Origin of the sequence: Streptomyces sp. NPDC048442, from assembly GCF_040651475.1 — a bacterium.
Lineage (GTDB): Bacteria > Actinomycetota > Actinomycetes > Streptomycetales > Streptomycetaceae > Streptomyces.
In genome coordinates this window covers 84301-108720 of sequence record NZ_JBEZKB010000012.1, presented here as the reverse complement: position 1 = coordinate 108720, position 24420 = coordinate 84301, and the positions used below count along the sequence as shown (strand labels likewise).

Below are 24420 nucleotides of genomic sequence, written 5' to 3'. Positions count from 1 at the left end.
GATGGATGAAGATGATCAAGGCAGCAGGGGTGGACGAGGTCACCGACGCGAACTTCGCGGACGAGGTGCTGCGGGCCGAACTCCCGGTACTGGTGGAGTTCACCGCCGACTGGTGCGGCCCGTGCCGGCAGCTGGCCCCGGTGCTCAGCGCGATCGCCGAGGAGGAGCGCGACCGGCTCAGGGTCGTACAGCTGGACGTGGACACCAACCCGGGGACGGCAGCGGCGTACGGAGTGCTGTCGATGCCGACGCTCATGGTCTTCCGAGGCGGTGAGCCGGTGAAGTCGATGGTGGGCGCCAGGCCCAAGCGGCGGCTGCTGCAGGAGCTCGCCGACGTACGGTGACGCCCCGGCGACGCCCCGGCGGCGACCCGGCGACGACCCGGCGACGACCCGGCGGCGCCCGCGGTCATGCGGCTTCCGCACGGCCGCGGGCGCGTCGCGGTTGCCGTCGGCTTCGCGAGCGCCACGCGTAGGGGCGCGTGCGGCGCGAGTAGGGTGGGCCGACATGGCCAGGGAGGAAGAGGTAGCGCATGCCTGAACGGAATATCGAGTTCGGGAAGTTCGGCGCCAGTGGCATCAAGGGCACCGACGCCGTGGCGCGCCAACTCGACGCGCTCGCGGGCGGCATCGTTACCCCGGTCACCGCCAAGCGCGGTCTGATGGCCCGTCTGCACTACCTCACCAGGACCCCGCACGCCCGCCGCTCCGCCCGGGACGCCGGCCTCACCGTCACCGACCGCACCCTCAAGGCCTGGCTCGACGGCAAACGCACCCCCACCCGCGCCAACCTCGAACGCATCGATGCCGCCTACCGAGTGGTGCGCCGCCAGAACGTCGCCCAGCACCTCCTCAAGCGCCTGAACCGCGAAGGCCGCGGCACCCGCGTCGAGATCCACCCCCTCAACCAGTCCCGCGTCGAGCAGCGCCTCAGCCGTGTCATCGAACACCGCACAATGAACGTCCGCCGCTGGGAGCGCATCGTCGAATCGTGGTCGGCCGGCGACCGGCAGGGCCTGGACGACGCCTGGACGGACACGATCGTCGACCTCGGCAGCCAGTGGGGTCAGTACGAGTACGTCACGAATGTGGGCTTCGCGGCATAACCACCCCGAGAGCTCACCGGCTCCCCCGGCCCTCCCCGCGTTGAGCGGCGGAGGGTTCGTGTCCCCCGCTGGGCGGCCAGGCCGACGGCCCGGCCCTACGAGGCGTCCAGCGCCGGGGCGACGACCGTGAAGGCCCGGCCGATCAGTTCCAGTGCGTCGTCGGTGCCGTTGCTCTCGCTCCACCGCTGGAGCACCGTGTTGAAGGCGGTCAGGGCCGTCCCGGCGGCCAGTTGCGGGTACAGGTCGCTGCCCGTGTCGAGTCCCTGACGGGTTGCCAGCTCCGTCGCCAGGTCCTCGCGCCACTGTGCCTGGCGTTCCAGGAACCGGGCGTGCAGAGCGGGCGTGCGGAGAATCAGCTGGACCACGCGCAGTGCCCGGGCCGAGTGGTCCGCGCCGCAGGCGGCGAGCGGAACCGAAACCGCGTGCCGCAGTGCCACCGAAGGGCGCTCCCCGGCGGGACGGGCCGCCAGTTCCGTGCGGATTCCGATGCCCATGTCGGCGAGGAACTGGACCACCACGTCCTCCTTGGACGCGAAGTAGCGGAAGAACGTCCGCTTGGACACCCCGGCCGTCGCCACGATCTCGTCGACGGTGACCGCGTCGAACCCCTTCTGCGCCAGCAATTGCAGCGCTGCTTCTGCCAGTTCGTCGGAGACGAGCTGACGCTTGCGCTGGGCGAGGGTGCTTTCGGGGCGGGTGCTCATCCGGCCATGCTACACAGCATGCCCTTCATGGCACTCAGTATCTTCTTGACACCAAGTGCCACTAACGGCAGTCTCTGCCGCATGACTCCACGCAACGACAAGTCAGCGCAGCAGCAGTGGACCGCGGCCCGGATTCCCGACCAGCGCGGCCGGGTGTGTGTCGTCACGGGGGCCAGCAGCGGGCTGGGTCTGGCCACTACCCGGGCGCTCGCCCGCCGCGGCGCCCACGTGATCCTTGCCGTACGGGACGAGGAGAAGGGGCGGCGGGTGGCCGCCGGGATCACCGCCGAACAGCCGGACGCGCGGCTGGAGGTGTGCCGGCTCGACCTGGCCGACCTCGACTCGGTACGCGCCTTCTCCGACCGGCTGCACGCCGACCGCCCGCACCTTGACGTCCTCGTCAACAACGCAGGTGTGATGGCACCGCCCCGCACTCTCAGCGCCCAGGGGTATGAGCTGCAGTTCGCCTGCAACCACCTCGGCCACTTCGCCCTCACCGGCCTGCTGCTCGATCTGCTGACCGCGTCCGGCGCCGACTCCCGTGTGGTGACGGTCAGTTCCGTCAATCACCGGAACCGGAAGGCGCGCATAGACTTCGACGACCTGCACGGCGCGCGCACGTACTCGGCGATGGGTGCCTACAACCAGTCCAAACTCGCCAACGCTGTCTTCGGCCACAGCCTCCACCAGCGCCTCACCCGTACCGGCAGCGCCGTGCGCAGCGTGCTCGCCCACCCCGGCTACGCCGCCACCAACCTCCAGCTCAACGGCCCCGTCGGCCTGTGGCGGGTGGTCTTCGGCCGCATCGGCAACCCTTTGCTCGCGCAGTCCCCGGAGCGGGGCGCGCTGCCCCAGCTGTACGCGGCCACCGCCCCGGACGTGTCGGGCGGCGACTTCATCGGCCCCGACGGCATGGCGGAACTGCGTGGCGGTCCGACCCGAGTGGAGCTCGCCCCTGCCGCGTCCGACGCCGAAACCGGTCGGCGGCTGTGGGAGATCTCCGAGCGACTGACCGATGTGCGCTTCCCGTTCACACCTTCTCGGGCGGTCCCGACGGCCTGAGTGCGCGGGTCAGGTCGTCCAGGGCGGCGCCGTCCACCGGCGCCGTTCCCGTGAGGGTGCCGACCAGGGCCTGGGCGAGGACGGTCGCGGCGGCGATCCGGGTGTCCTCGCCCTCGTCGCCGGTGACCTTGCCGAGGACGGCGTCGCGTACGGATCGGGAGATGTCGGGGCTGCCGAAGAGCTCCGGGAAGGACAGAGCCATCAGGCACACGCCCACGTTGGCGGAGAGGATCGCCTGGCCTGCGAGTTCGGGTGTCGTACGGAGTCGGCCGACCGCGCGGCAGCGTTCCACCGCCGACAGGAGCAGCGCCTGGGCCTCCTTGATCGCCTGCGGTTTGGCGTCCTCCGCTTCGCCGGTCGGCGTGAACATCAGCCGGTAGAGATGCGGGTTGCCGAGGGCGAAGGAGACGTGACTGTCCCAGGCGGTACGGAGGTCGGCCACCGGGTCGTCGCTGAGCGGGTTGCGCCTCTTGTTGGCGAGGAAGCGCTCGAAGCCGAGGTCGGCGACCGCCGTGAGCAGCCCCTGCTTGTCGCCGAACTGGCGGTAGATCTCCGGCATGCCGACCTTGGCGCGGTCGCAGATGGACCGGGTGGAGATCGCCAGCGCGTCCTTGGTGGCGAGCAGTTCCGCGGTGGCTTCCAGGATGCGCTCTCGTGCGGTCGACATGGTTCCCACGATAACAGTGGCGGATATCAACGCTAACGGCTCCGACCAGGGATTGTTATCGTCGATAACGATGTGTGTTAGCGTTGCTTCCATGAATCGTTCGACATTCCTCCGTGTTGCCTCGGCCACCGCGGGCGTGGCCCTTCTCGCCGGTTGCGGCACCCATGCCGTCGCCAAGGACAAGAGCCCTGTCAGCCAGGACAAGAGCCCTGTCACTCAGGACAAGAGCAAGGACAAGCACTCCAGCGCCGCGTTCACCGTGACGCACGTGGGCGGACCGACCGCGGTCCTGGAGATCGCCGGGGCGCGCATCCTGCTCGACCCCACCTTTGACGCGCCCAAGAAGTACCCGAGCGGCCTGGAGAAGAAGCAGGCCCCCGCGTTCGGCGTCGACAGGCTCGGGAAGATCGACGCGGTGTTGCTCTCGCACGACCAGCACGACGACAACCTCGACGACTCGGGCCGCGCACTGCTCAAGGACATACCCGTCGTGCTCTCCACTCCCGGCGCGCACCAGCGTCTCGGCAAGCACGTCACGGGTCTGAAGAGCTGGGACTCCAAGAAGCTGAAGACCTCGCGCGGCACCGTCAAGGTCACCGCGGTGCCCGCCCTGCACGGCCCCGACGGTGTGGACCGCGGCGCGGACGGCGAGGTCACCGGCTTCGTACTCAGCGGCAAGGGCGTCCCGACGACCTACATCTCAGGCGACAACGCCTCGGTCAAGGTCGCCAAGAAGGTCGGCGACCGCATCGAGAAGGAGGTCGGGCGCATCGACACGGTCGTCCTCTTCGCCGGCGCCGCCCGCACCCCCGCGATCCTCGACAACGCCCCGCTGACCCTGACCTCCAAGGACGCGGCCCTGGTCGCGAAGGACCTCAACCCCCGCAAGGTGGTTGCCGTGCACACCGACAGCTGGAACATCTACTCCGAGGACATGGCGTCCCTCGTGAAGGCGTTCAAGGACAAGGGCATCGCCCCAAAGCTCGTCGACCTGGAGCCGGCCGGCGCCAAGAAGAGCCTGCGCTAAGAGCCGGGCGGTAAGAGCCTGGCGGTAAGAGCTCTGCCCGACCGATGCAACACTTCCACCGAACCCCGAAGGAATTCCCATGTCAGCCTCCATCACCCTGCGCGCACTGAACGGCTTCTCCCAGGAGCTGCCGCGGCTGTCAGCCTCCATCACCCTGCGCGCACTGAACGGCTTCTCCCAGGAGCTGCCGCGGCTGAGCGAGTCGACCCTGCTCCTGATCGACTTCCAGAACACCTACCGCACCGGCGTCATGCAGCTCGACGGCGCCGAAGAGGCCGTGGCCGCCGGTGCCCGGCTGCTCGCCGCGGCCCGCGCCGCCGGCGCCCCCGTCGTCCACGTCGTCAACGACGGCGGAGAGGGCACCCCGTACGACATCCGGGCCGAGATCGGCGCGATCAGCGGTGAAGTCGCCCCGGTCGAGGGGGAGAAGGTCGTCGTCAAGCAGTTCCCCAACGCCTTCCACCAGACGGACCTCCAGGAGATTTTGGAAGGGCTGGGTGGCGGCGGCAGCCTCGTCATCGCCGGGTTCATGACACATATGTGCGTTCTCTTCACCGCGCAGGGCGCCTTCAACCTCGGCCACCGCCCGACCGTCGTCGCCGAGGCCACCGCGACACGCTCGCTCCTGGCGCCGGACGGTTCCACGCTTCCGTCGGAGGTGTTGCAGGCCGCGAGCCTGACCACGGTCTCCGACCTGTTCGGCACGGTCGCCCGTACCGTCGACGAACTCAGGGCCTGACCAGCGCCAGTGCTGCCAGGGCCTCCGGGGCGCCCGGCTGATTCCGGATGCCGGGGAAGGCGTTGATGTCCACAATCAGCGGAACACGCGCATCCGCATCCCCGCCTGTGCCGATGACATCGACCCCGTACACGTCGAGCGCGAAGACCTCGCCCACCCGGCGTACCAGGTCGGCCCAGCCGGACGGCAGGTCGGCCGGTGCCAGAGGGCGGGTCTCGCCCTGCTCGCCGGGCGCGAGTTCGGAGCGGCGCAGGGCGGCGAAGACCTGGTCGCCGACGGCCCACAGCTTGTGGTCCCAGCCGCTGTTCGGGGCGAACTCCTGCACCACGACCGGCTCCTGGGGGTGCCGCTCAGCCAGTTCCCGCAGCTGTACGTGGCTGTCGACGCGGGCCACGAGATCGCCCTTGTAGCTGTGCCGGCTCTTGACCACGACCGGGTCGGCGAGGCCTGCGAGCTCCGAAAGCGCGGCGAAAGTGCGGGTGGGGGCGAACGGGAGTCCGGCCTGCCGTGCCATGTCCGCCATTTCTGTACGGTCCTGTACGCGCGCCGTCGCCGCGGCCGAGTTCACCATGCGCGCACCGCGTCGCTCCAGTTCGCGAGCCAGAGCGAGAGCGTGCGGCGTTCTGGACTTGAGCAGGTAGACGTCGGCGTGCGGCCGGTCGGAGACGGACCGTACGGTATCCGGATTCAACACCTCCACCGCGTGGTCCGGGGCGAGCAGCGCAGTGGTCGCGGCAAGCAAGGGGTGGTCGGGAGCGGGCGTGATCAGGCCGATCCTCATGCGTTCTCACCGGCCGTGACCGGAATCTGTCCGAGGTGCTCCGGGGGCACGAGGGGTTCGGGGTGCGGTCGGGGCGACGGTACGGAGAACGCACCGGCAGCGGTGACGGGCCCCCTCCGTGCCAGCTCCAGCACCGCACGCGCCACCTGCCCCGCCGCGTCCGGCACCCGCCGGAAGCTCGGGAAGTCGTTCACGTCCACGACGACCGGCCCGTCCGGGCCGAGCAGCACGTCCACCCCGTACAGGTCGAGCCCGTACACGGCCCCCACCCGGGCGACGGTCTCCGCGACCTCGGCCGGCAGCGGCACCCGGCGCTCGCGCACGGTGTGCTCAGGGTGGAGCGGGGAGCTGCGCTCGGTGGCGTACAGCCTGCCCCCGACGCAGTACACCTTCAGGTCGACGCCCGAGTTGGCCACGTACGGCTGGGCGATCAGCATGCCCTCGCCTGCCAGTTCGGGGAGCAGTGCCGTGAGCCGCTCCGGCGTAGGCACCAGGTGGACGGAGCGGCCCGCGCTGCCGTCGGCGGGCTTGACGACCAGCGGGTACTGCGACTCCGGTATCTCCAGGAGGAGTGGGGGGCTGGCGGCCGCGTAGGTCGGCGGGACGGGGAGGCCGTGGTTGCGGCCGATCGCCGCCGCCAGGGCCTTGTCGCGTACGCGGCGTATGGCCCGGGCGTCGTTGACGGTCGTCAGACCGGCCTCGGCCGCCGCTTCGAGGAGGGTGAGACCGGGGCCGCCGGACACCGTCTTGAGCACCCAGGCGTCGTGCGAGCCCGCCCGTACCGCCTCGGTCATGTCCAGCAGGGAACCGCCGGGCCGCACCACGTCCACCCGGTGTCCCCACGACGTCAGCGTGCGGATCACCTCGATGGGCATGCCGTCGTGACGGTAGTGCTCTTCCACCAGGAAGCAGAGCCTCATCGATGTTCCCCAAAACCCGCGGCCGTCCGCCGATCCCGTCCGGCGCGCTGTGACACATCAGGATGTCATGGTCCGTCAGGCGGTGACCTGCCGCCCGGCGGTGAGGGGAGGGGCACGGCGGAAGGCCGTCCCTACGGATGGGGGAATCCGTAGGGACGGCCGGTCTGTGGGGTGCGTTCCGCTTAGAAGTCGTCGGCGCCGTTGCGCAGCTCGTACGTCCAGTAGCCGGTCTTCGCGAACTTGTCGGTGACCTGGATGCCGTCCTTCACGCTGACCTGCTTGCTGCCCTCGGTCGGGGCGCCGCCGGTGAAGAGGTTCACATTGAAGGAGCTGACGGCGTGGCCGTCCTCCTTCTGACCGCCGTTGTTGACGCGCACCGCGGCGTAGGCGGGCGCACCCGGCTCCAGGACGACGGCGACCGGGGGCTTGCTCTTGGCGACGGCCGGGACGTCCTTGGCGGTCTGGATCTCGCCGAACGCGATCAGCGGGTACTTCTCCATGGTGCAGGAGTGGCCCGAGGTGTTCTTCGCGGTCAGCGTGATGTGGGTGTAGGGCGGGCCGTCCTGCTTCTCCGCGGAGATCTGCACGTCGTTGTACCCGCAGGCAGGGGCCTTGCCGCCGCTCTTGCTCTTGGAACCGGTCTGGGTGGCCCCGCCGGAGGCGGAACCCGGCTTACCGGAACCCGCGGTCGCGGAACCCGACGTGCCGGAACCGGAGGTGTCGGAACCGCCGGTGCCCTTGTCCGCCTCGCCCGAAGCGCCGCCGGTGCCCGCGGCCGTGTCCTTCTTCCCGGCGGAGTCGGACGCCGAGCTCCCGACCGGGGCGGTGGCGCCGGCTCCGGCGTCCTTCGTGCCGTTGCCCCCGCCACAGGCGGTGAGCGACAGGGAGAGGGCGGCGAAGGCGGTCGCGGCGAGGATGGCAGGGCGGCGGGCGGAAATACGCATGTGGAGCTCCCCGTAGGTCGAGAGGGTGTGCGGCCGATGCCTTGTGCACGGGCTCGGTCTGCTGTTGCAGGAGCTCGTTCTGCGGTGCGGGCATCTGTTCTGCTTTCAGCTTGGGGCCCTGCCCTGTCGTTCCGCTGTTGTTCCGCTAACGCTTTGCTATCTCCCTCTGACCTGCGGTTTTTTGGTTTCACGACTCCTTCACGCGGCTCCGTTTTTTTCTCCTCGGCAACCCGTCAACCGACCCCTTCGCTACGGCGTCCGGAGCCTGCCGACGCCTCTGCCCGGCCTCCTGCTGCGGTTGACCGCACCCCCGGCTGCGGTTGACCGCAGCCCGTGGTGCGGTTGACCACCATTCGCCTCGGGGGGCTAGCACCACCCAGAGAGCGCGGTTGGCCCCATGGTCGTCTGACCTCGGACTTTCTACCGTTGGAGGCATCACCGCACCGCACTTCCACCAGCGGCTCACCCCTTGTCGAGCCGTGCAGAAAGGGACGTCATGGCCTTGCGTCGAGACCGCACGCACACCGAGACGCGCACGATGCGCCCCAGGAGCGAGGCCCCGGCGATCGAGCTGCGCGCCATAACCCGCAGTTACGGGCGCGGCGCCGCCACTGTGCACGCCCTGCGCGGCATGGACCTCGTCCTGCCGCGCGGCGGCTTCACCGCCGTGATGGGCCCCTCCGGCTCCGGCAAGAGCACCTTCCTCCAGTGCGCGGCCGGGCTCGACCGGCCCACCTCCGGCGAGGTGCTCCTCGGCGGCGAGGCCATCTCGCACCTCCGCGAGGACCGCCTCACCGAACTGCGGCGCTCCCGCATCGGCTTCGTCTTCCAGTCCTTCAACCTCCTCCCCTCCCTGACCGTCGCGCAGAACGTGCTGCTTCCGCAGCGCCTCGCGGGCGGCAGGCAGGACCGCCGCCTCGCCCAGGAACTTCTCACCCAGGTCGGCCTGCCCGAGCACGGCGACCGCCGCCCCGGCCAGCTCTCCGGCGGCCAGCAGCAGCGCGTCGCCATCGCCCGCGCACTGATCACCCGCCCCGAAGTGGTGTTCGCGGACGAGCCGACCGGCGCCCTGGACACCCGTACCGCACAGGAGGTACTCGGACTGCTGCGCCGGGCCGTTGACTCCATGGGCGCCACCGTCGTCATGGTCACCCACGACCCGGTGGCCGCCTCGCACGCCGACCGGGTGCTGTTCCTGGCCGACGGCGTCCTTGCGGGCGAGCTCCGCCACCCCGACCCGCAGTCGGTGGCCGCCCACATGGCCGCACTCGCCGCCCCCGCCCGCCACTTCGCAGGGGCCGCAGCATGAGAAACGGCCTCGCGCGGGCATCCATCCGCTTCCGTCCCGCCTCCTTCGTGGGCAGCTTCGTCGCCCTGCTCCTCGGCGCGGCCGTCATCGCCGCCTGCGGCGCGCTCCTCCAGACCGGCATCACCGCGAAGGCCGACCCGGTGCGGTACGCGCACGCCCCGGTGGTCGTCGCCGCCGACCCGTACACCTCGAAGGTCATGAACCGGGGCAGCGAGAACGAGACGACTGTGTCCGCGCCGCTGCCCGAACGGGGCCGTGTGGACACCGCGCTGGCGGCCCGGATCGCCGCAGGCCCGGGGGTCGCTTCGGCGGTGCCCGACGTGTCCTTCCTCGTGGTGCAGCAGCACGGGAAGTCGTCCCCCGTGACGCAGCAGCACGGGAAGTCGTCCCCCGTGACGCAGCAGGACAAGAAGCCGCCGCTCACCGGCGGCAGCATCGCCGCGGCCGGCCCCCTCGCCGAAGGCCGCGCCCCGTCAGCCCGGGAGGTCGTCCTCGACCAACAGGCCGCCCGCAAGGCCAAGTTGAAGATCGGCGACCGCATCGCCCTCACCTCCGCCGGCGGCACCGGAACGTACCGGATCTCGGGCCTCGCCGCCCCCTCGCCGCTCGGTACGAACGCCTGGTTCGCCCCCGGCACCGCCGACCGCCTCTCCGGCCACCCCGGAAAGGCCGACGCGATCCTCGTCATGCCCAAGGGCGGGACCAGTACGGACGCGCTCGCAGCCCAGGTCGTGCGGGCGGTCGGCGGCAAGGCGAAGGTCCTCACCGGGACCGACCGCGGCATGGCGGAACTGCCCGCGCTGGCGGCCGGCGAGACGTACCTCATCGGTCTCGGTGCCTCCTTCGGCGGAGTCGCCGCGATGACGGCCGTCTTCGTCATCTCGGGCACCATCGCCCTCGCCACCTCCCAGCGCGCCCGCGAGTTCGCCCTGCTCAGGGCGATCGGCGCGACCCCCAGGCAGATCCGCCGCACGATCGCCACCGAAGCGATGATGCTTGCCCCCGCCGCCGGTCTCCTCGGGGCGGTCCCCGGCTACGCACTCGCCCGCTGGTGGTTCGGCGAACTCGTCTCCAGGGGAGCCGTTCCGCCCCAGATCACCCTGGACTCCGGGGTGCTGCCGGTCGTCGCAGCCATACTCCTGAGCGTCCTGTCGGCCCTCGCCGCAGGCTACTTCGCCGCGCGGCGCCCCGCGAACCTCCGCCCCGGCCTCGCCCTCGGCGAAGCCGCCGTCGCGACCTCCACGCTCGGCACCGTCCGTACCGTCTTCGGCATCGTCTTCTGTGCGGGCGGCGCGATCATGGCAGCCGTCGCCTCCCAGCTCAGCGGGGACAAGGCGGCGACGACCGCCCTCGGCGTCGTCATGTGCTTCCTCGCCGGTGTCGCCCTGCTCGGCCCGGTGATCGCCCGTCTCAGCACCGGCATGCTCTCCTTCCCCCTCCGGGCGGGCGCGGCGGGCGCGCCGGGCTCCCTGGCAGCCGACAACACCCGGGTCAACGCACGTCGGCTGGCCTCCGCGATCACCCCCATCGTCATGGTGATCGCCTTCTGCGGAACGCTCGTCTTCATGCAGAGCACCGTCCGCGACGCCTCCGCACGCAACGTCGCCACGTCAGTCGTCGCCGACCGGGTCCTCGCACCGGGAAATCTGGCAGGCCCGGGGCTCCCCGCCGCCACCGCCGGGTACGCAGCGGCCCTCCCCGGTGTCGAGAGCGCCACCGGAATCCTCCGTACCGGAGTCGTCTACGACGCCACGCAGGACCTGAACTCCGCGACGGCCCTCGGTATATCGGGCAACCCGGCGCACCTGCCCAAGGTCCTCGACCTGGGCATACGCACCGGCTCCTTCACCGCACTCGGCAGCTCCCGGGACACCGTCGCCCTCGACGCGAACCTCGCCGAAACCCTCGACGTACGCCTCGGAGATCCTGTCCCGCTGCGCCTCGGCGACGGCACCAAGGTCAAGCCCAAGCTGGTCGCCACGTACAGCCGGGGTCTGGGCGTCGGCCAGGTGCTGATGCCGCGCGAGGCCCTCGCCGCCCACGTCACGGCCCCGTACGACTCCCAGGTCCTGATCGCCGCCAAGCCGGGCGCCGAACAGGCATCCTTGGCCGGCGAGTTGAAGAACCTCGCCCCGACCGCGACCGTCACCGACGCGGCAGGGTACGGCGTCCAGGCCGACCTCAACCAGGAGCTCGGCGCCTGGGCCAACACCGTGATGGCAGCGGTCCTCGGCGGCTTCGCCGCCATCGCCGCCGCCAACACCCTCGTGATGACGGTCCTGGACCGCCGCCGCGAAGTCGGCCTGCTGCGTCTGTCCGGCACCACCCGCCGCCAGGTCAAGGGAATGATGCACTGGGAAGCCCTGCTGGTCGCGGGCACCGGCCTGCTCCTCGGCGGCGCGATCGCCTGGGCGACCCTGCTCCCCATCGCCCGGGGCATCACCGGCTCGGGCCCGTCCGTCCCCCTGACGGTCGCCGTCCCGCTGGCCGCGGGCGCGGTCCTCCTGACCCTCGCCGCCACGGCCTTCCCGACCAGGGCCCTGCTGCGGATCCGCCCGCTGGAGGCGAGTGCGGGCAAGCAGTGACCCAGTAGCAGGTGGCAGCAGTACGTATCGGGGCCCGGACCGCAGTGGCGGACCGGGCCCCGCAGTCTTCGCCCGGTACGGCGCCCGGTACGGCACCCCGTGTTGCGTCCGGTACGGCGCCCCGTGTTGCGTCCGGAAAATCCTGGTGGACTCGTGGCCGGGCGGGCTATGCTCCCCGCGATGACGACTTCAGTGATGAACAGATTGGGGGACCCGTCCGCGCAAGGTGAGTGCTGATGCTCACTGAGACCGCGAACAGGGCTTCCCCGCAACCTTCCTTCTGGCGGCGCGTGCGCGAGTTCGCCGTGCCGCCGTCCATGATCGAGACTGCGACCGCCCGCCGTCGTGACGGCGACTGGGCGGGGGCGTGTGCCGCCGCAGGCATCGACGTAGACCTTCAACTGCGCACTGTGGCGCATGCGTTCGGCCAGGAGCTTGCCGCCCGGGTGCGGGACGATCTCCGCGCGTTCGCACCCGATCTGCTGCGCTGGCACATGCCGAGGATTGCTCCCGACGGGTTGCTTCGGCCAGGGCTGACCATTTCCCTCGCCCGGTACGGTGCCTTCGGCGCGGGGGAGCTCCATCTCGTCGTGCGGACCCCGCCGGCCTGGGCGGATGCCGGACAGCGGATGAGCCTGGCACTGTGGGACGGATCCCACGGTAAGGACGACCGCTGGCGCCACCCCCACCCGCACCCCCACCCCAGCCGACGGTTCCGGCTCGATCTGCACCGACATCTGTGGGACGCGCGCAGGGCCGACGAGCTGCGGTTCCGGGCAGGGTCGGGGGCGGACCCCGAGCAGACGGAGGTACTGCCGCCCGGGCACCACTGTGCCGTCGACCGGTGGTCGGCGGAGGCGCGGATTCTGCTCCAGGCCGAGGGGCTGACCAGCACGGATGCTGTTCGGGTACGGGTCGGGGGCCGGCAGTTGCTCCTGGAGCCGGACCGGGAGGGGGAGGCAGCCGCAGCCCGGCTCTCGGAGCTGACCGCCGAGCGCTCCACACTCGTGCCTGCGCGACTGCCTCTCCTTCCGGACGCTGCGACGTGGGTGCTGCCCGATCTCGAACTGCTGCGTACCGGTACGTTCGAGGCCGGCCGCCTGCATCCGCTGGTCGCCTCGGCGCTGGCGCCGTCGGACCGTTCGCCGCGGAGGCCGGACGGGGCTCCGGAGCGGCGGACCGGGGATCCGCACCTGGTGGACTGCCGGGGAGCACGGCACCGGATCGGCCTGGTCGACGGCGTACTGGCCGCGCTCGACCACGACCCCGCCGAGATTCGTCGCGAGGAACTGCTGGCCGCGCTCACGGGCACTCCACTGCCCTGCTTCCAGGCCATCGACGAGGCGCACCGCAACCCACACTGCCTCACCGGAGTTCGCGAACGGCTGGACCACGGTGACACCGCCGGGGCACTGGCCGTCGTCGAGGGCCTGATCGGCCCGGACGCGCTGCTGCGCAACGGCCCGCTGCGGGACGAGCTGGAAGCGGCCGCCCGCCGCCGGATCTCGTACGGACTGTTCAGGGCCGGCCTGGCCGGAAGCGGCTCGGGTTCCGGCTCCGGCGCCGCAAGCGGCCGGATCAGCCCGCCCCGAACGAGGCCTGGCCGCTACCCCCTTCCGGACCGCGTTCCTCGCCCCCGCCACGCCCGCCGCTGACCCACGCCACGGGCACCCCGCCGACCTGCGCGATGCGCATTACCGCGTGACCCGCGTGACCTCCGTGACTTGCGTGACCCGTGCGCGAGTACATCCACCCGCCCCACCTCACACCCAAAGGTGATCAAGCTTGACCGCATACGCTCCGTTCGCTGTTGTCGACACCGCTGCCGAAGCCCCCACCCCCTCAGCCCCAGCCCCCTCAGCCGCCACCCCCCAACTCGACGTGGCCGCCCACCTGTTGACCCTCCTGCGGGACACCACCACCGAGCCCCGTCCCGACACCCAGCTCGAAGCGCTGACCCTTGCCGTCGCCGCCGATCTGCCCGTTCTTCTCTGGGGGGAGCCCGGGATCGGTAAGACCGCCGCGCTGACCCAGCTCGCCGCCTCCCTGGACCTTCCTCTCACCACGGTCATCGCCAGCGTGCACGAGCCGTCCGACTTCTCCGGGTTGCCCGTAGTCGGCGACGATCCTGCGGAGCAGGGGGTTCCGATGGCTCCGCCGGACTGGGCCGTGCGACTCGTGCGGGCCGGCCGGGGGCTGTTGTTCCTGGACGAGCTGTCCACCGCCCCGCCCGCCGTGCAGGCCGCCCTCCTCCGCCTCGTACTGGAACGGCGCATCGGTTCTCTTCAACTGCCGCCCGACGTACGGATCGTGGCCGCCGCCAACCCGCGTTCCTCGGCGGCCGACGGCTGGGAGCTCAGCCCGCCGCTCGCCAACCGGTTCGTACACCTCCAGTGGACGCACGACCACGACGTCGTCGTACGGGGCCTCGGCGGTACGTGGCCCCGGGCCGGCCTCCCTCAACTGGACCCGCAGCGGCTCGTGGAGGCCGTGGCGTTCGCCCGGCGCGCGGTGTGCGGGCTGCTCGCCGCACGCCCCACGCTCGTCCACCGGCTGCCCAGCAGCGAGACCCGCAGGGGCGGGCCGTGGCCTTCGCCGCGCAGCTGGGAGATGACCCTGCACCTCATTGCGTTCGCGACCGCGGCGGGATCGGACCGGGACGTACTGTCGCAGCTGGTCAGGGGGACGGTGGGGGACGGGCCAGGGCTGGAACTGCTGGCCAGTATCGACCGGATGGACCTTCCGGACCCGGAAGAGCTCCTCGCCGACCCGGCCGCCGCCGAATTTCCCGAGCGCGGCGACCTGCGGCAGGCGGTGCTCGACGGCGTGGTGGCCGCCGTACGCAACCGCCCCGACCGGGCCCGGTGGGACGCGGCGTGGTCACTTCTCGTACGGGCGATGGAGACCGGCGCCCCGGATCTGGTGGTCGTCCCGGCGACCACTCTCGCCTCGCTGCGGCAGCAGGACTGGGACGTACCGGCATCGATCGAGCGGCTCGCGGGCGCGGTCGACCTGTCGCGGCGGGCGGACCGGGCCGCGGGCCGGGTCGCGGCCGGCGCGCAGGCGCAGGCGGGGGCGGGGGCGGGCCGATGAGTACGTACGTACAAGAAGGGACGCCGGGCACGGGAGCCCTTGATACCGGCCGCCCTGGCTACGCCCCCGACCCCGCCCTCGACCCCGCCCCCGCCCCCGACCCCGACCCCGCCCCTGCCCCCGCCCTCGACCTCGACCTCGACCTCGGCAAACTCTTCGCCGCCCGGCTCCAGGCCGCCCGCGCCCGCCCCTACCTGGCGACCGCCCTCTTCGCCCTGCACACCGTGGCCTCCCGCTCCGTACCCACGATGGCCGTCGACCGGCACTGGCGCTGCTACGTGTCGCCGGGGTTCGTGGACCGCACGCCCGTCGAGGACCTCGCAGGGGTATGGGTGCACGAGGTGTCCCACCTGCTGCGCGACCACCACGGACGCAGCGACCGGGTCGCCCGGCAACGTGGCCTGACCGGCCCGGGGGACCGGCTGCGGATGAACATCGCCGCGGACTGCGAGATCAACGACGACGCGTTCGGCGACGGACTGGCCAAGCCCGAAGGCGCCGTCGACCCGCAGTCGATCGGCCTCTCCGACGGCGAGCTGATGGAGGACTACCTGTACCAGTTCCGCCTCGGCCCGCGCACCCACCACCTGTCCTGGCTGGACTGCGGCAGTGGCGCCGACGGCCTCGAACGCGAGTGGGACCTGGGTCCGGACGGCGCGCACGGCCTCAGCGCACAGGAACAGGACGCGGTCCGCTTCCGCGTCGCCCAGGGCATGAAGGCCCGTCCCGGCGACACCCCGGAGGGCTGGCGCCGCTGGGCGGAGCAGGCCTTCCATCCGCCGCAGCCCTGGCGGGAGTTGCTGGGCGCGGCACTCCGCGCCGCCACCTCCGGGTCGGGCGCGGGCGAGGACTACTCCTACGGCCGCCCCTCCCGCCGCTCGGCCGGCCTGCCCGGCATCGTCCTGCCGAGCCTGCGCCGCCGCCCGCCCCACGTCTGCGTCGTCATCGACACGTCAGGGTCGGTCAGCGACACCGAACTGGGCAGCGCCCTCCTCGAAGTCGCCGCGATCTCCCGCGCGGTCGGCGGCCGGCGCGACCTGATCAGGGTGCTGTCGTGCGACGCGGCGGCCCGCGTCGCCCACCCGCTGTGCCGCGCCGAGGGAATCGAGCTGGTGGGCGGCGGCGGCACGGACCTCCGCACCGGCTTCGCCGCGGCACTGCGCACCCACCCCCGGCCGGACGTCATCGTGGCCCTGACCGATGGGCAGACTCCCTGGCCGGGCAGCCGGCCCCCGTGCCGGACGGTGGTCGGCCTCTTCGACCGCCAGTACGGTTCCGCCTCGTGGGACGAGAACGACCCGGATTACGTACCGGACACACCACCGGACTGGGCCCGGGTCGTGACCATCGGCTGACCGTGGATTGAACATTTGCCGTACCAGCGGTACTTCGCCGTGCCGGCCGCGCATCCTCCGATATCGTCGGCCGACACATCGAAGCCTGTCAGAGGCTTCGGACTGGGTTGAAGCCCGTAAGAGGCGGACGCAAGAGGCGAGCGCAAGAGGCGAAGAGGTGCGTCGCGTACGCACCGGAGGAGCGAGCTCATGTCCCACCCGCCAACTCCCGCGGGGCTACCGGACGAGCTGCGGCGGCGCCTCGGGGTGTCCGACGCCGTGGTGATCGGCCTCGGATCGATGATCGGTGCGGGGATCTTCGTCGCGCTCGCGCCTGCGGCCCGCGCCGCAGGCTCGGGGCTGTTGACCGGGCTGGCTCTGGCGGCCGTCGTGGCCTACTGCAACGCGACGTCATCGGCCCGGCTGGCCGCCCTCTACCCGGCGTCCGGCGGTACCTATGTCTACGGCCGCGAGCGGCTGGGCGAGTTCTGGGGGTACCTGGCCGGGTGGTCGTTCGTGGTGGGCAAGACCGCCTCGTGCGCGGCGATGGCACTCACCGTCGGTTCGTACGTCTGGCCGGGGCAGGCACACGCCGTGGCGGTCGCCGCGGTGGTGGCACTGACCGCGGTGAACTACACGGGGGTGCAGAAGTCCGCGCTGCTGACCCGGGTCGTCGTGGCCGTGGTCCTGGCGATGCTCGCCGTGGTGGTGGTCACGTCCCTGACCTCCGGTGCCGCGGACGCGGGCCGGCTGGGCGCCGGTGCGGACGCCACCTTCGGCGGGGTGCTGCAGGCGGCCGGCCTGCTGTTCTTCGCGTTCGCCGGCTACGCCCGCATCGCGACCCTCGGCGAGGAGGTCCGCGATCCCGCCCGCACCATTCCACGAGCCGTCCCGATCGCGCTGGGAATCACCCTCGTCGTCTACGCGCTCGTGGCCGTCGCGGTCCTGTCGGTGCTGGGGCCGCAGCAACTCGGCGCGGCCGTCGCGCCGTTGTCGGACGCGGCCAAGGCCGCTGGGGCCGACTGGCTGGTACCGGTGGTGCGCGTCGGCGCGGCGGTGGCCGCGGTCGGTTCGCTGCTCGCGCTGATCCTCGGTGTTTCCCGCACCACGCTGGCCATGGCCCGCGACCGGCACCTTCCGCACGCCCTGGCCGCCGTCCACCCCAAGTTCCGGGTCCCGCACCGGGCCGAGCTGGTGGTGGGCGCCGTGGTCGCCACGGTGGCGGCGACGACGGACGTGCGCGGAGCGATCGGCTTCTCCTCGTTCGGCGTGCTGGCCTACTACGCCGTCGCCAACGCGTCCGCCCTGACCTTGACTTCGGCCGAAGGACGCCCGGCCCGGATCATTCCGCTCGCCGGTCTGGCGGGCTGCCTGCTCCTGGCCTTCGCCCTGCCGCCGGCCTCGGTCGTCACGGGGGCCGCGGTACTCGCTGCGGGTGTGGCTGTGTACGGGGTACGGCGTGCTCTGGCGAGCCGCGGGGCGTAGCGGCCGGTTTCAGTGCTACAGCCCGTTTCAGTGCTACGGCCGGTTTCAGTGCCACGGCTGGTTTCAGCGCCGGCTGGTTTCAGTGCCACGGAGTCTCGTCTCTACGTCGCTCTCCGTGGCTCCCCGGGGTGACCAGACCGGATTCGTAGGCGATGACCACGAGTTGGGCCCGGTCACGGGCGTGGAGCTTGGTCATGGCACGGTTGATGTGGGTCTTCGCGGTCAGTGGGCTGATCACCATGCGGGCGGCGATCTGGTCGTTGGAGAGGCCCTGCGCGACCAGGGCTACTGCCTCGCGTTCGCGGCCGGTCAGTCCTGCCAGTTCCGTGGCGGCGCCGGTGTGGCGGGGCTGGGTGACGTACCGGTGGATCAGTTTGCGGGTGATCGACGGTGCGAGCAGGGCGTCGCCGCGCGCGGCGACCCGTACGGCGTGCAGGAAGTCCTCCGGCACGATGTCCTTGACGAGGAATCCCGCGGCGCCGGCCCGCAGCGCGTCGAAGACGTACTCGTCCAGGCCGTAGTTGGTCAGGATGACGACATGCACCTGGGCCAGGGCCGGATCCGCGGCGATGAGCCGGGTCGCCTCGATGCCGTCGACGACCGGCATCTGGATGTCGACGAGCGCGACGTCGGGCAGGTGCTGTCTGGCGAGCTCCAGGCCCTCCTTGCCGTCACAGGCCTCGGCCACCACCTCGATGTCGTCCTCGACGTCGAGGAGCGCACGGAATCCGCTGCGCAGAAGCGGCTGGTCGTCGACCAGCAGGACACGGATCATGACGTGCGGTCCAGGGGGAGCCGGTCGGCGGGGAGCCGGTCCACGGGGGGCCGGTCCACGGGGGGTCGGTTCGTCGAAAGTCGGGCCACGGGGAGTTCGGCCTGGACGGTGAAGCCGCCCTCACCGCGCGGTTCCGCGCGCAGGCGGCCCCCGAGGGCCGTGACGCGTTCGCGCATGCCGAGCAGTCCGACACCGGATGTCGGGGCGGTGGCAGGCGCGGCGGCCCTGCCGTCGTCGTCGACTCGTACGGTGAGGGCGTCCTGGCGGTAGTCGATCCGGACCGACGCCGTAGTGGCAGCGGCGTGGCGGGCGATGTTGGTGAGCGATTCCTGGACGATCCGGTAGACGGTCCGCTCTACCGCGGCCGGCACGTCCTGGCGTTGCCCCTCGATCGTCAGCGTCGCGTCCAGGCCGGTGCTCCGGGCCCGTTCCACCAGGTCCGCGACGTGGTCGAGGCCGTGCGGCGGGCTGCTGTCGTCGTCGCGCAGCGCCTCCAGGGTCGCGCGCAGTTCCCGGGACGCCTCACGGCCGGCCTCCAGGATCGCCAGGAGAGCCGCCGGAACCGGTTCGCCCCGCTTGCGGGCCACGTGGACGGCGGCCTCGGCCTGCACCTTGATGACGGAGATCTGGTGCGTGAGCGAATCGTGCAACTCCCGCGCGATGTGCAGCCGTTCCTCGTCGGCGCGGCGCCGCGCGGTCTCCTCCCGGGTGCGCTCGGCCTCGTCCGCCCGCCGCTCGGCCTGCCGCAGGGCTTCCCCCGCGGCGCCGGCCGCGATCAGCCAGGCGATCTCCAGGGCGCCCCGGGCCTGTGCGAACGCCGCGCCCGTGTCGTGCAGCGAGGCCAGGGCCGCGAGCGGCAGTGCGGCCAGCAGGAGCACGCTCGCCACGAGGGTGAGCGTGCGGTGTCCCGCCCGTACGGCGGCGTACACCGCGAACAGGTAGGCGACGGCCGGTACGTCGAAACCGGCGGCCTGGTAACCCAGCGCGCACAGGCCGGTGACGGCCAGCACCGGAACCGGAGCCCGGCTGCGGGCGGCGAGAGCCAGACCGCCGGCCACCAGGAGCGCGTGGCCGAGCAGGCCGACACCCGTGGCGGAGTGCTGCCCGGACAGCCCGGTCAGCAGGAGCGCCACCGCTACGCCGACGGCGATCGCCCAGTCCCTGACATCGGCTCGCACACCGAACCGTCCTGTGGTCATACGCGGACCCTAGCCGGAGGGGGCCGCGGGTGAATCCCGCTCGTGGACGAGCAGTTGGCTACCACGTACGCAGTACGTCTGCTGCCGCGGCGGTATCGGCAGCGGCAGGATGCGCCGGCTGCGGCAGCACGAACTGACTGCTCCTGCAGGACGACCGGAGAGGTGTCCGGCAGACAAGCTCGGTCGACATACGAAACGTACGAAACATACGGAAGAGGAGAAGGACATGGACTCAGCAGGGGCCCTCGCCGCCAGCATCTACACCATGAGCGCCGGTCGCCTCGGGGCCACCACGGCCGCCGTGCTGGGGCTGATCGGAGCGGTCGTCGCCGGGCTGGCCCTGACCCGCCCGACCGGCCGGTTCGGCATCGAGAAGGGACGGTGGGGAGCGATCGTGGCCCTGTCGGCCGGACCGGTCGCCATGGCGCTCGGCGGGCTGGTGACAGCGACCTCCGAGGGCGGCCTCGGTACCGGCAATGGGCTGGGCGGAGCCATCGTGGCGCTGGTGGTGGGGTTGATCGCCACGGCGCTGGGCGGGCTGGCCCTGACCCGCTCCCGCCGTACCGCGCCGGCCCACGGCGGTCCGCGGTAGACCGATGCGGTGTACGTCCGTGGCCGTCGGCGGCGTGCGTCAGTGGTCGTCCGCGGCGTGCGTCCGTGGCCGTCGGCCGCGTGCGTCAGTGGTCTTCCGTGCCGAGGGAGGCCAGCGTGTCGCGCAGCCAGGTCAGTTCGGCCCGGCTGGTGGCACGGGCGATGGTGAGGATGCCGCGGCGGAACGGATCCTCCAACTCCTCGGCGCGGAGCGGGCGTTCACCCTCGTAGAAGAAACTGGCCGGCTCCTCCAGGAACTCGAGCCTGCGCCGCAGTACGTCCGCCTGCTCCTGGGGTGAGTCCAAGTGGCGCAGGAACGCCAGCACGGTGAACCAGCGGTTTTCGTCGGTGATGTCGGACCTGGCGGGTTCCCGCAGTCTGCGCCGCAGTTCGTCGCGGCCCTCCTCGGTGAGGTCGAGGACGTGCCGTGGTGCGGCCGCGGATCCGGGTTGCGTCTCACGGGCGAGCAGTCCGGCCTTCTCCAGTCGTTTGATGGCCGGATACAGGGTGCTCTCCGCGACCGGGCGGACGTGTCCGGTCAGCGCCGTGATGCGTTTGCGCAGCTCGTAGCCGTGCAGGGGGGCGTCGTAGAGAAAACCGAGGATGGCGAGCTCCAGCATGCCCTCATTCTGGCGCACGCCGCCGACTGCGTAATACATCGGTCACGTAGTACTACGTGACCGATGTATAGTCTCGATGGTCGGTGGGACGACGAGCCGACGGGAACCGAACGGGAAAATGGAGGGCAGGGCCATGAGGCAGGCGTTGTTCACGGCGCACAGCTGTATCCGCTGGACCGAGGTCGACGGGGCGGGGCCCGCGCGGGTGTACCTGCACGGGCTCGGCTCGGCCTCGACCGTGTATCACGCACACATCGCGGCCAGGGCCGAACTGGCCGGGCGGCGCTCGCTGTTCGTCGATCTGCCCGGACACGGCATCAGCGACAGGCCTGCCGACTTCGGTTACACGCTGGAGGAGCACGCGGACGCGCTCGCTGCGGCCCTCGACGCGGCAGGGGTCGCCGGGGCCGAGATCGTCGGGCACAGCATGGGAGGCGCCGTCGCGATCGTCCTCGCCCACCGGCGCGGCGACCTCGTCTCGCGGCTCGTCGTCACGGAGGGCAATCTCGACCCGAACCCGCCGGCCGGAGCGGGCAGCAGCGGTATCGCGAGCTACACCGAGGACGAGTTCGTGACGGGCGGCGGCCACGCGCGCGTACTGGCGAGGATCGCCCCCCTGTGGGCGGCCACCATGCGCCTCGCCGACCCCCTCGCCCTGCACCGTTGCGCCATGGGACTCGTCCGCGGGACCCGGCCCACCATGCGTCGCATGCTGGAGGACCTGAAGATCGACCGGATGTACGTCCAGGGCTCACGCAGCGGCGAACTCCCGGGCGCGGACGGCCTGCTCGCCGCAGGGGTGCAGATCGTTTACGCGCCGGAAGCGGGCCACAACGTCATGTTCGACAACCCGGCCGCGTTCGCGGCGGCCGTCGCGGAAACCGGCTGCGCGGAAACCGGGGAGCCGAAGCGGGCCAGGTAGTGCCAGACCTTCTTCAGGGCCTGCGGGTCGTACCGGCCGGTGCGGGCGGCGTCTCCGACGATGCGGGGGTCGAGGTGGCCGGCCTCGGCGATCTCGGCGCCCAGGTCCACGTACTCCTGGCCCCGGTAGTCCGGGTGGCGGCGCAGTTGCGCGACGGTGAGGCGCAGGCCGGGGTGCCACTCGACGGGGAACGGGAGGCGGCGTGCGGCGGCCTCCACCGCCGTGTCGCGGAAACTCGGATCCAGGACCAGGGCCTCGACGTCGCGGTCGAGCCTCACGGGGCCGTGTACCTGGGCCTCGATGTAGTCGTCGAGCGCGTCCTGGTCGTCGGCCTCGGCGAGTTCGATGAGCGACATCCGCGAGGCGACACCGAAGGCGGAGGGCTCGGTGAAGCTGTCCGGGTAGCAGAACGTGGTCCGGAAAAGGCTTCGCGCGGTCAGCCTGAGGTGGGCCGAACCGAAGCGCGGCGCTGCTCCGACGGCCTGGTGCCGGAAGTTCAACGCGCCGTAAACGGGGCGTTCGTGGGCGGGGGCGCGGTCGTACGCGCCGCCGAAGATCCGGCTCTCCCAGCGCCACCGATCGCCGCCCGGACGGGCCGTCAGCCCTCCGTTGCTGGTCCCCGTGACGAATTGGGAGAGGTACGTTCCGTCGTCCGCCAGCTTCTCCAGGATCGGCCGTCCGCCGGCCGGGCGGTCCGGGTGGAAGTTGAGCGTGAGGCGCAGCCGGGTGTCGAGCGGCCCGCCCGAAGACAGGGCTTCTACGTGGCGGAGCGCGTGCTGCTGCGAGGGCCGGGGTGTGTCCAGGTGCATGCGGGGAATTGTGCCGTGGGGGGCGGTGGTGGCGCATGTGAATACCTCGGGCGCCGACGGCCGAGCGGTGGGTCAGGATCCGTCGTGCCGACCCCGGCGCCTTCCCCCCACCCCACCCCTGGTCAGTTCCAGCAAGGTGGTGTGCGTCTGCCGGTCGGCCGCCGCGATCAGGCCACCCGTACCGGAGCCCAGCGGTTGGCCGTCGATGCCGGTCACCACGCAGCCGGCGGCTTCGCACAGGGCGATCCCGGCCGCGAAGTGCACGCTGTCGCGCAGATCGCCGCCGTCCGTGACGTACGCGGCCCGCCGGCCGGCGGCGACCCAGGCCAGGGCCAGGGTGGTGGAGACGACCCGCGGCCTGAAGTGTTCGGCGAAGTCCGGGGAGTTGAGGAGGTGAACGGCCCGGAAGCCCGGGGCGTGGGGGAACGGCGGGTCGAGGTTGAGGTCCACCAGGCGGGAGGCGGCCGAGGGAGCCGGCGCCTCGTCCGTGCCGTTCCGGCGGACTTGGACGCGTACGCCGTCGGTCCAGAAGACCTCGTCCGAGAACGGGTCGGCGGCCGCGGCCGCCGTGGTGCGGGATGCGGCGCCGGAATCCACCCGCAGAGCGACGTTGACCGCGACCAGCATGCTGCGCACGGCGTAGTTGAGTGTGCCGCACAACGGGTCGACCAGCCATCGGCGCCGCGCGCCGTACGCGCCGGTACGGCCGCTCTCCTCGCCCGTCACGGCATCGTCGGGCCGCGCGGTGCGCAGGACGTCGAGGATGGTCTGCTCCGCCGCGAGGTCCGCGGCAGTCGCGAAATCACCGGCGGACTTCTCGACCCGCGCCAGCGGCGTCCCGAACATTTCGCGCACCACGGAAGCGCCCGACTGGGCTGCGGACAGGGCGAGTTGAGCGTCGGAGACCGCGCTGGTGCTCATGGATTGCCCTCGACGCGCCGGCGTACGATCACCGATTCGACAGTCATGGCCGTGATCCTTTCATCTCCCCGTGTGCGGCGCCGAGTTGGCGGGTCTGCGTCGAGAGGGCGCCTCGGGGACACTCTGTGGTACGTACGACCCGCTGCCGGCGTATCACCTCATCGCCCCCGCGCGCGCCGCTGCTAGCGCCGCCGTCGCCGCGCGGCCCGCCGCGGCCTCGTCCAGGGGTTCGCCCGTGTTGAGGAACGCGTAGTAGAGCGGTGCGGAGACCGCGGCGACCACCCGGTGCGGGTCGGAGCCGGCGGGGAGTTCGCCGTGTTCGACCGCGTCGGTGACGCAGCCCGCCCACTCGGCGATGCGTACGGCGTAGAAGCGGTGCAGGGCCTGGGCGGCCTGCTCGTTGCAGAGGGAGGCGGCGATCAGGGACTTGAAGAGGCGGCCCTGGCGGGGGTCGGTGAGGGTCTTGACGACGAGGCGGGCGTTCTCCCGGAGGTCCTCCTCCGCGCTGCCGGTCCTGGCGCGGGGGAGGGACTGTTCGGCCATGTCGTCGAGCAGGTCGGCGGCCAGGGCGCCCGGGGTTCCCCAGCGGCGGTAGACGGTCGTCTTGCCGACACCCGCGATACGGGAGACCTCGGCCAGGTCGAGGGCGGTGAAGCCGTGCTCCGCGAGGAGGTCGCCCGCCGCGCTGAGGACCGCCTCGCGCACGCGGGCGGTGCGACCGCCGGGACGGACGGTGCCGGGTGCGGTGGATTCCGTCATTGCTGGCTCCTTCGGCAGGGGTGGGCGTACGGGATGTGCGTACGGGATGTGCGTACAGGAGAACTCTAA

Annotated in this window: 24 protein-coding genes; 13 read left to right on the top strand and 11 right to left on the bottom strand. The window is 71.7% G+C overall.

Translation table 11 applies throughout. From position 1 onward, the window contains the following. Nucleotides 1–11: 11 nt before the first annotated feature. Nucleotides 12–344: a thioredoxin gene (gene trxA / locus AB0D18_RS19735; protein WP_362419775.1), complete on the top strand. Its 333-nt coding sequence runs from the start codon at nt 12–14 to the stop codon at nt 342–344. Nucleotides 345–532: 188 nt separating this feature from the next. Continuing rightward, a complete protein-coding gene (locus AB0D18_RS19730) occupies nt 533–1105 on the top strand; it encodes a transcriptional regulator (protein WP_362419772.1) in 573 nt (190 codons plus the stop codon). Nucleotides 1106–1200: 95 nt separating this feature from the next. Here the strand turns inward: AB0D18_RS19730 and AB0D18_RS19725 are convergent, their stop codons facing one another. Beyond that, complete coding sequence (locus AB0D18_RS19725) at nt 1201–1809, bottom strand: TetR family transcriptional regulator (protein WP_362419769.1); 609 nt, start codon at nt 1807–1809, stop codon at nt 1201–1203. A gap of 81 nt (nt 1810–1890) precedes the next feature. On the opposite strand from AB0D18_RS19725, the gene AB0D18_RS19720 reads away from it, so the two are divergent. Continuing rightward, a complete protein-coding gene (locus AB0D18_RS19720) occupies nt 1891–2871 on the top strand; it encodes an oxidoreductase (protein ID WP_362419766.1) in 981 nt (326 codons plus the stop codon). Here AB0D18_RS19720 and AB0D18_RS19715 read toward each other — a convergent pair. Beyond that, the gene (locus AB0D18_RS19715) at nt 2840–3538 is read right to left on the bottom strand and encodes a TetR/AcrR family transcriptional regulator (RefSeq protein ID WP_362419763.1); all 699 of its coding nucleotides are present in this window, start codon (nt 3536–3538) and stop codon (nt 2840–2842) included. The genes AB0D18_RS19720 and AB0D18_RS19715 overlap by 32 nt on opposite strands. Before the next feature lie 91 nt (nt 3539–3629). On the opposite strand from AB0D18_RS19715, the gene AB0D18_RS19710 reads away from it, so the two are divergent. Both AB0D18_RS19710 and AB0D18_RS19705 read left to right on the top strand, forming a co-directional pair. Then, a complete protein-coding gene (locus tag AB0D18_RS19710; RefSeq protein ID WP_362419760.1) occupies nt 3630–4565 on the top strand; it encodes an MBL fold metallo-hydrolase in 936 nt (311 codons plus the stop codon). A 79-nt stretch (nt 4566–4644) separates the two neighbouring features. Continuing rightward, on the top strand, nt 4645–5304 hold the full coding sequence (locus AB0D18_RS19705) for an isochorismatase family protein (protein WP_362419758.1): 660 nt from the start codon (nt 4645–4647) through the stop codon (nt 5302–5304). Here the strand turns inward: AB0D18_RS19705 and AB0D18_RS19700 are convergent. The 3 genes from AB0D18_RS19700 to AB0D18_RS19690 all read right to left on the bottom strand — a co-directional run bounded on the left by AB0D18_RS19700 (nt 5294) and on the right by AB0D18_RS19690 (nt 7949). Then, a complete protein-coding gene (locus tag AB0D18_RS19700; protein ID WP_362419755.1) occupies nt 5294–6085 on the bottom strand; it encodes an alpha-L-glutamate ligase in 792 nt (263 codons plus the stop codon). The two genes, AB0D18_RS19705 and AB0D18_RS19700, sit on opposite strands and share 11 nt — an antisense overlap. Next, nucleotides 6082–7005, bottom strand: coding sequence for a hypothetical protein (locus AB0D18_RS19695; RefSeq protein ID WP_362419752.1), 924 nt, complete (start codon nt 7003–7005; stop codon nt 6082–6084). Before AB0D18_RS19695 ends, AB0D18_RS19700 begins: the two co-directional genes overlap by 4 nt. A 182-nt stretch (nt 7006–7187) precedes the next feature. Continuing rightward, the gene (locus tag AB0D18_RS19690) at nt 7188–7949 is read right to left on the bottom strand and encodes a DUF4232 domain-containing protein (protein ID WP_362419749.1); all 762 of its coding nucleotides are present in this window, start codon (nt 7947–7949) and stop codon (nt 7188–7190) included. Nucleotides 7950–8487: 538 nt separating this feature from the next. Here AB0D18_RS19690 and AB0D18_RS19685 point away from each other — a divergent pair. The 6 genes from AB0D18_RS19685 (at nt 8488) to AB0D18_RS19660 (ending at nt 17755) form a co-directional block, all read left to right on the top strand. Next, nucleotides 8488–9258, top strand: coding sequence for an ABC transporter ATP-binding protein (locus tag AB0D18_RS19685; protein ID WP_362420111.1), 771 nt, complete (start codon nt 8488–8490; stop codon nt 9256–9258). Further along, nucleotides 9255–11843: an FtsX-like permease family protein gene (locus tag AB0D18_RS19680; protein WP_362419746.1), complete on the top strand. Its 2589-nt coding sequence runs from the start codon at nt 9255–9257 to the stop codon at nt 11841–11843. The genes AB0D18_RS19685 and AB0D18_RS19680 overlap by 4 nt, the downstream gene beginning before the upstream one ends. A 236-nt stretch (nt 11844–12079) precedes the next feature. Then, nucleotides 12080–13498, top strand: a complete 1419-nt coding sequence (locus AB0D18_RS19675) for a hypothetical protein (RefSeq protein WP_362419743.1) — start codon at nt 12080–12082, stop codon at nt 13496–13498. Nucleotides 13499–13724: 226 nt separating this feature from the next. Then, the gene (locus tag AB0D18_RS19670) at nt 13725–14936 is read left to right on the top strand and encodes a MoxR family ATPase (RefSeq protein ID WP_362420108.1); all 1212 of its coding nucleotides are present in this window, start codon (nt 13725–13727) and stop codon (nt 14934–14936) included. Next, nucleotides 14933–16291 (top strand): VWA-like domain-containing protein, encoded by a 1359-nt coding sequence (locus tag AB0D18_RS19665; protein ID WP_362419740.1) that lies wholly within the window; start codon nt 14933–14935, stop codon nt 16289–16291. The genes AB0D18_RS19670 and AB0D18_RS19665 overlap by 4 nt, the downstream gene beginning before the upstream one ends. A gap of 189 nt (nt 16292–16480) precedes the next feature. Further along, on the top strand, nt 16481–17755 hold the full coding sequence (locus AB0D18_RS19660; protein WP_362419737.1) for an APC family permease: 1275 nt from the start codon (nt 16481–16483) through the stop codon (nt 17753–17755). Nucleotides 17756–17834: 79 nt separating this feature from the next. On the opposite strand, the gene AB0D18_RS19655 is transcribed toward AB0D18_RS19660, so the two are convergent. Both AB0D18_RS19655 and AB0D18_RS19650 read right to left on the bottom strand, forming a co-directional pair. Beyond that, entirely contained in the window at nt 17835–18530 is a 696-nt protein-coding gene (locus AB0D18_RS19655; protein ID WP_362419734.1) for a response regulator transcription factor, read from the bottom strand. Next, on the bottom strand, nt 18527–19729 hold the full coding sequence (locus AB0D18_RS19650; RefSeq protein WP_362419731.1) for a histidine kinase: 1203 nt from the start codon (nt 19727–19729) through the stop codon (nt 18527–18529). Before AB0D18_RS19650 ends, AB0D18_RS19655 begins: the two co-directional genes overlap by 4 nt. Nucleotides 19730–19955: 226 nt before the next feature. Between AB0D18_RS19650 and AB0D18_RS19645 the strand changes: the two genes are divergently transcribed. Then, a complete protein-coding gene (locus AB0D18_RS19645; protein WP_362419728.1) occupies nt 19956–20321 on the top strand; it encodes a DUF6223 family protein in 366 nt (121 codons plus the stop codon). A gap of 85 nt (nt 20322–20406) precedes the next feature. On the opposite strand, the gene AB0D18_RS19640 is transcribed toward AB0D18_RS19645, so the two are convergent. Beyond that, nucleotides 20407–20940, bottom strand: a complete 534-nt coding sequence (locus tag AB0D18_RS19640) for a PadR family transcriptional regulator (RefSeq protein ID WP_362419725.1) — start codon at nt 20938–20940, stop codon at nt 20407–20409. 133 nt (nt 20941–21073) lie between these two features. On the opposite strand from AB0D18_RS19640, the gene AB0D18_RS19635 reads away from it, so the two are divergent. After that, entirely contained in the window at nt 21074–21862 is a 789-nt protein-coding gene (locus AB0D18_RS19635) for an alpha/beta hydrolase (protein WP_362419723.1), read from the top strand. Here the strand turns inward: AB0D18_RS19635 and AB0D18_RS19630 are convergent. From AB0D18_RS19630 to AB0D18_RS19620, 3 genes are all read right to left on the bottom strand, one after another. Next, on the bottom strand, nt 21751–22671 hold the full coding sequence (locus AB0D18_RS19630) for a DUF3626 domain-containing protein (protein WP_362419720.1): 921 nt from the start codon (nt 22669–22671) through the stop codon (nt 21751–21753). The genes AB0D18_RS19635 and AB0D18_RS19630 overlap by 112 nt on opposite strands. 72 nt (nt 22672–22743) lie before the next feature. Beyond that, on the bottom strand, nt 22744–23592 hold the full coding sequence (locus tag AB0D18_RS19625) for an inositol monophosphatase family protein (RefSeq protein WP_362419717.1): 849 nt from the start codon (nt 23590–23592) through the stop codon (nt 22744–22746). A 153-nt stretch (nt 23593–23745) separates the two neighbouring features. Beyond that, a complete protein-coding gene (locus AB0D18_RS19620) occupies nt 23746–24351 on the bottom strand; it encodes a TetR/AcrR family transcriptional regulator (RefSeq protein ID WP_362419714.1) in 606 nt (201 codons plus the stop codon). Nucleotides 24352–24420 lie beyond the last annotated feature (69 nt).